4 protein-coding genes are annotated in these 6,624 nt (G+C 41.2%); all 4 read left to right on the plus strand.

Annotated features, from left to right (window positions below):
• Positions 1-681, plus strand: a 681-nt coding sequence (locus tag FNN09_RS20575; RefSeq protein WP_143304377.1) for a DUF3472 domain-containing protein, incomplete at its 5' end; no start/stop codon positions are given.
• A 17-nt stretch (positions 682-698) separates the two neighbouring features.
• Complete coding sequence (locus FNN09_RS20580; RefSeq protein ID WP_143304378.1) at positions 699-3,728, plus strand: glycoside hydrolase family 2 TIM barrel-domain containing protein; 3,030 nt, start codon at positions 699-701, stop codon at positions 3,726-3,728.
• A gap of 87 nt (positions 3,729-3,815) precedes the next feature.
• Entirely contained in the window at positions 3,816-6,260 is a 2,445-nt protein-coding gene (locus FNN09_RS20585; RefSeq protein WP_143304379.1) for a glycoside hydrolase family 2 TIM barrel-domain containing protein, read from the plus strand.
• Positions 6,261-6,312: 52 nt separating this feature from the next.
• The coding region (locus FNN09_RS20590) for a sulfatase-like hydrolase/transferase (RefSeq protein WP_143304380.1) at positions 6,313-6,624 on the plus strand (312 nt) is incomplete at its 3' end.

Raw genomic sequence — 6,624 nt, forward strand, 5'->3', positions numbered from 1 at the left:
TCTTATTTTATGGCCAATGGTTTTGCGCAGGGCTACTTTGGCATTCAGGTCAATTCGTCTGAGGAACGACGGATCTTGTTCTCAGTATGGAGCCCCTATAAAACGGATAATCCTAAAGAGATACCAGAAGACCAGCGCATTACCTTGCTCAAGAAAGGCGACGATGTGTATACCGGTAAATTCGGTAACGAAGGCTCCGGCGGACAAAGCTATCTGAAACACATGTGGAAAGCAGGTCAAACCTATCGGTTCTTATTAAAGGCGAAGCCTACTGTGAACAACAGTACCGATTATACGGCCTGGTTTATGGATCCGGAGGTTAAGGACTGGCAACTCATCGCCAGTTTCCGTCGCCCCAAGACTTTTACCTACATCAAACGTCCGCATTCATTCCTGGAGAATTTTATGCCCCATATGGGTAATAAAAGCCGCATGGCTTATTACACCAACCAGTGGGTGTGTAATACCACTGGGGAGTGGTTTGAACTCTCCAAAGCAAAGTTTACCGCTGATGCAACAGCCCGCAAAGATGCACGTCTGGACTATGCCGGAGGTGTTTGTGAAGGTAAATTCTTTATGAAAAACGGTGGTTTTTTTAGTGAAAGGGTAGCTTTTGACCAGTACTTTGAAAGAGAAGATCAAGGTGATAGACCTGAAATCAACCTTAAAATATTGAAATAATGATCGAAAATAAATTTATGAAGGTATTATTATCATTGATTCTGATGTCTGTAGTGACATCGTTATGGGCACAAGAAACAATAAAATTTAATGCCGACTGGAGGTTTCATTCGGGTGATAAGCAAAGTGCTAAAACTGTTCACTATAACGATGAAGACTGGCGTTTGCTGGATTTGCCACACGACTGGAGTATCGAGGGGGAGTATAATAAAGACGAACCCATGGGAGATAGGTGTGGTTATTTACCCGCAGGAATTGCCTGGTATCGGAAGACAATCGAAGTGCCTGAAAGCTGGAAAAATAAGCATGTTGAAATCGCCTTCGATGGTGTGTTTATGAACAGCAGTGTTTATGCCAACGGTCAGTTATTAGGAACACGTCCTTATGGCTGGATTTCTTTTGCCTATGATATTAGTCAAATAGTAGATGATAATAATACTATTACATTTGCTGTTAGGGTTGATAACAACAAACAACCATCAGCACGCTGGTATACCGGAAGTGGTATTTATGCCGATACCTGGATTCGTGTAAAAGAACTGGTGCACGTACCTCATAACGGTATTTTTGTTCGTACAGAGGGGAATAAAGTAACGATTGATACAGAGCTTAAGAGTTTAGAGAACAAGGCAAGAAAGTTAAAATTAAAAACATCTATTCTTAATGCACAAGGAAAAATAGTTGCTTCTGTAAGTGAAAAGTTAAAGATTCCTACAGAAGGCAAACAAACCGTACGACAACTATTACAGATTGAAACACCTCATTTATGGGATGTTGACAACCCATATCTCTATACATTAAAAACAGAATTGTTGAATGGAAAGAACGTTGTTGATATAACAAAAACACGTTTTGGCGTACGTGATGTAGAATGGAAACCAGGAGTAGGTATGTTTATTAACGGAAAGTCTGTAAAAATGCAAGGTGTTTGTAATCACCAGGACGCCGGTGCCCTGGGAGCTGCAGTGCCTGATAAAATATTACGTTTCCGCATTCAGCAACTGAAAGAAATGGGCGTAAATGCTATCCGAACTGCTCATAACCCTCAAACACCACAGTTCTATGATATGTGCGACGAAATAGGGATGTTGGTAATGGATGAAATTTTTGATGGCTGGAAAAAGAAAGCAGACCATGATTATGGCGCTCATTCTTTTAATGAATGGTGGCGACACGATTTAAGCGATTGGCTAAAACGTGACCGAAACCATCCATCTGTTGTCATATATAGTGTGGGTAATGAAACACGAGGAAAAGTGGCTAAAGATTTGGTGGAAATGTGTCACGATCTGGATCCAACCCGACCAGTTACATCAGGTCATTCAGGTTCTGAGTACATGGATGTACTGGGAATGAATGGGTATAGTGAAATGGTTGGTTTTATTGAAAATAAATTAAAAAACGACAGAGTGTTCATTGGTACCGAAAACACCCACACCTGGCAGGTAAGAGGTTATTACAGAACCAAAACATGGTATAGAGATGGCTATCGTCCCCAAAGAACCTATTGGTATCCGGATTTAACAGAAGAGGAAGTGTTTACATATGACTGGACCAATGGGGCAGGACGTAATAATTTTAAACAAGTATTCAACTCGAGTTATGATAATGCGATGGTGCGCTTAAATTCGAGACAAAATATAGAACAGTTAAGAGACATCCCCAATTACGCCGGCTCGTTCCGGTGGACAGGCTACGACTATATTGGAGAAGCCGGATATGTGCACGGGGGATGGCCTTTTAAAGCATTTATGGGAGGAGCAATTGATTTAGCCAACTTTGAAAAGGATTTGTTTTATTTATATCAAAGTCAATGGACCAATGAGCCAATGGTACATATTCTACCTCACTGGACACATCCAACTTTAGCAGAAGGTACTAAAATTCCTGTCTGGGTTTATTCTAATTGTGATGTTGTTGAGTTGTTTCACAATGGTCAATCACTGGGCAAACAGTCGAAAGGTACGAAATGGGAGGAGATGGCGCGTCAGTGGATGGTTGCTTATGTACCAGGGGAACTCAAGGCTATTGGTTATAATAACGATGCAAAAGTGGCAGAACAAATGATTCGTACGGCCGGAGTTCCTGCTAAAATAGCTTTATCGATTGATGGAGAACCCTTATCGGAATCAGGTAAAGATATTGTACAGGTGCGTGTAACAACGACCGATAGCGATGGTAATTTCTATCCTTATGGTGAGAACCGAAGCTATTTTCATGTTATTGGAGCAGGTAAAATCCGGGCTTTAGATAACGGTAGTCCAATAGATGTGGAAAAACACTTTGAGGCGAAAAATCGCATAGCCTTTTACGGACTGACACGCGCCTATATCGAATCGGACGATACCGATGGAGATATTAATCTTTTAGCAGCTTGTATCCTAGGTGAAAAGAAACAGGTAACTTCAAATCAAGTGCACATCGATACCCAATTCTTAAACTTGAGGGGAAATGAAGTTAATAGTTATGTTAGAGTATATTACACCATTGATGGAAGTGAACCAACTTTAAAATCCCAAGTCTATACCGGACCTTTTGATGTGAAAATGGGAACTACTGTCAAGGCTCTTTTAACGCTTGATGGGGAACCTATTCACAAGATGGAAGAACGTTTTGCTGAAGATGAAGGCTTTGTTTGGGATTCAGTGCAAGAATCTGTTAATCTTGGCGGAGATCAGGCTGAAGATGCCAAATTTAATGATGCTTCTGTGATGAAAAACGGTGAGGGATATAATGGAACCGGTTTCTTATATTTTGGACGTAACAGTGGAGGCTGGGTTGAATGGTATCAGGAAAATGACGGTGCAGATGGTGAATTTACCCTAAAAATCCGTTATACAGCCAATAAGAGATTCAGAGATGCCCATAAAATATTACTTACAGTAAATGGCCAATCACAGAAGTTAGCATTGCCTTCAACTGAGAAATATGGAACTACATGGAAAGTACTTGAAGTAAAAGCCAACCTGGGTATGGGAGCTAATAGAATTCGTATAACTGCCCTTGAAGATGATGGCTTAGGAATTGATGAGTTGAGTGTTGAATAAGTTATCGTGTTTCCGGTACGGCTATAAGCCATGTAAATACAAGAGTGTTGTTATTGGAAAGAATAAAATAGTAGAAACATAATTAGAATGAAACGTAAACAAATAAAGCAACTAAGCCTGGTGCTTATTGTTCAGCTGTTGATATGGTCTTCTTGTTCTTTAAAAGACAGTAACCAACGCCAGGTTCTTCACCTGAAGAAAGGCTGGAAATTTATAAAAGGCGACCAGGCAGGTGCCGAATCATATGCTTTTGATGATGCACAATGGGAGCAGGTAGATGTTCCGCATGATTGGGCCATTTACGGTCCGTTTGACAAGAATAACGATGCGTATGAGACAATCGTTACCCAGGATGGGGAAAAAGTACCCAAACTGAGAACAGGTAGAACGGGAGGCCTGCCACATATGGGAGTAGGCTGGTACCGAAAAAACTTTCACGTGCCTTCAGAGGCTAAAGGTAAAAAGCTGTTCGTTGAATTTGATGGCGCCATGAGTCATTCCAAAGTCTATTTAAACGGGACTTTCATAGGTGAGTGGCCTTATGGTTATACCTCGTTCCATTTCGACCTGACTGACCATGTTAAAACAGGGGAAGAAAACGTACTGGCCGTACGATTGGAAAACAAACCAAAGATGTCGAGGTGGTATCCCGGAGCGGGTATTTACCGAAATGTTCGTCTGGTGTATAAGCCCCAAACTCATATCGCCCACTGGGGAACATACATTACAACCCCTGATATTAAACAGGGAGAAGGTACGGTAAATATTAAAACAAAGGTCAATGGCAATGGTCATTATAAGCTTTTGACCGAAATATATTCTCCTCAAGGAGAACTCTTAAAGTCTGGAGCAACTGTGTTTTCAGTTCAGGGAGATGTTGAAGTAGAGCAGACTATTCAAGTGGATGAACCTGAGTTATGGGATGTAGAAACGCCAAGACTTTATAAAGTATTGTCCAAGGTAATACACAACAATCAGGTGATTGATGTGTATGAGTCTGGTTTTGGATTCAGACACTTTACCTTTACCTCGGATGATGGTTTTCATTTAAATGGCCGACGAGTGCCTTTGCAAGGTGTTTGTATGCATCACGATTTAGGTCCTATCGGTGCAGCAGTTAATCATTCAGCCATTCGTCGTCAATTGCGCCTGTTAAAGGAAATGGGTTGTAATGCCATACGTACGGCGCATAATCCACCGTCGCCCGATTACTTGGCCATGTGTGATTCCATGGGATTTCTGGTTATTGATGAAGCCTTTGATCAATGGAAGATCATTAAAGTGGTCAATGGCTATAATAACCTTTGGGACGACTGGAGAGAGAAAGATCTTAAGGCTTTATTACATCGTGATAAAAACCATCCATCCATTATCATGTGGAGCGTGGGTAATGAAATCAGCGAGCAATACGGAAAGGAATCCTGGAAGATTGCGAAGTCACTGGTTGATATCTGTCATGAGGTAGATAGCACCCGGCCGGTTACCATTGGTTTGAATACTTATAAACCGGTTAAAAATAATTTTGCCAATCAGTTCGATGTAAAAGGGTGGAACTACTACCTGGATTATACCAAACTACACAAGGAGCGACCCAATTGGGCTGTTTATGCCAGTGAAAGCCAATCAACCGTGTCAAGCAGGGGTTTTTATGATACGGATGCAAGGCCTAAAAGACACTATAGACGCGACAATTTGCAGTGTTCGTCCTATGCCCTTGAATTTCCGGGCTGGGCTAATACACCTGATGTTGGCTTTGCCGTATTAGATGATAATCCATATTTGGCCGGGGAGTTTGTATGGACCGGTTTCGATTACCTGGGAGAACCATCACCTTATAATATTGAATGGCCTACCCGTAGCTCCTATTTTGGCCTCATCGATTTGTGTGGTATCCCAAAAGATATTTACTACATGTATCAGCAACGATGGACCGATAAAGAAGTACTTCATGTCTTACCACATTGGAACTGGGAAGAAGGGCAGAATGTACCGGTTCATGTTTTTACCAATTATGATTCAGCCGAATTATTTGTCAACGGGAAAAGCTATGGTGTTCAATCAAAAGATAGCTCCGAGATTTACCGCAGATACAGGTTGGTATGGAATGATGTGATCTTTGAGCCGGGAACCATTGAAGTAGTCGGCTTAGATAAAAATGGTCAGGCTGCCAAAGCGACCATTGTTGAAACAGCAGGAGAACCTTATGCCATTAACTTAATTGCAGATAAGGCACCGGTGAAAGCCAATGGAGAGGATCTTGCGTTTGTGGAAGTGCAAATCGTTGACAAGGAAGGACGAATTTGTCCATGGGCTAACAATGAAGTGCATTTTAAGGTAGAAGGAAATGGTAAGTTCCGTGCTGCCGGAAATGGAGATGCGACCGATTTGGAGCCTTTTCACTCAGTCAAAAGAAAATGTTTTTATGGTAAATGTGTGGCAATGGTGCAAACAAGCGAATTAGCTGGTGAAATCATACTAAGTGTCAGCTCTGGTAATCTGAAAAGTGGTGAAGTTATTTTAAAGTCGCATTAGTTTATAGTGATGAATTGACTAACGTAATTAAAAAGATTAGAAATATAAAATTATGAAATTGAAAGTTTATAAAGCTGGTATAGCATTCCTGTTTACGATTATGGTGACCTTGAGTGCGTGCAAAACAAACTCAACCGAAAAAAGTAAAGAACTTGTGCAACCCAATATTATCTACATTTTGGCCGATGATTTAGGCTATGGTGAATTGGGCTGTTATGGTCAGAAGAAAATAGAAACACCCAATATCGACCAATTGGCCAAAGAAGGAATGATTTTTTCGCAACACTATTCCGGTTCGGCTGTTTGTGCTCCATCCAGAAGTGTCTTATTGACCGGAAAACATACCGGGCATACAGATATTCGA

It is taken from the genome of Carboxylicivirga sp. M1479, from assembly GCF_007097485.1.
GTDB lineage: Bacteria > Bacteroidota > Bacteroidia > Bacteroidales > Marinilabiliaceae > Carboxylicivirga.

Excerpts from the sequence above, each read along its gene's own strand:
- FNN09_RS20580 (WP_143304378.1), top strand. The coding sequence starts at position 699 with ATGAAGGTATTATTATCATTGATTCTGATGTCTGTAGTGACATCGTTA.
- FNN09_RS20585 (WP_143304379.1), top strand. The coding sequence starts at position 3,816 with ATGAAACGTAAACAAATAAAGCAACTAAGCCTGGTGCTTATTGTTCAG.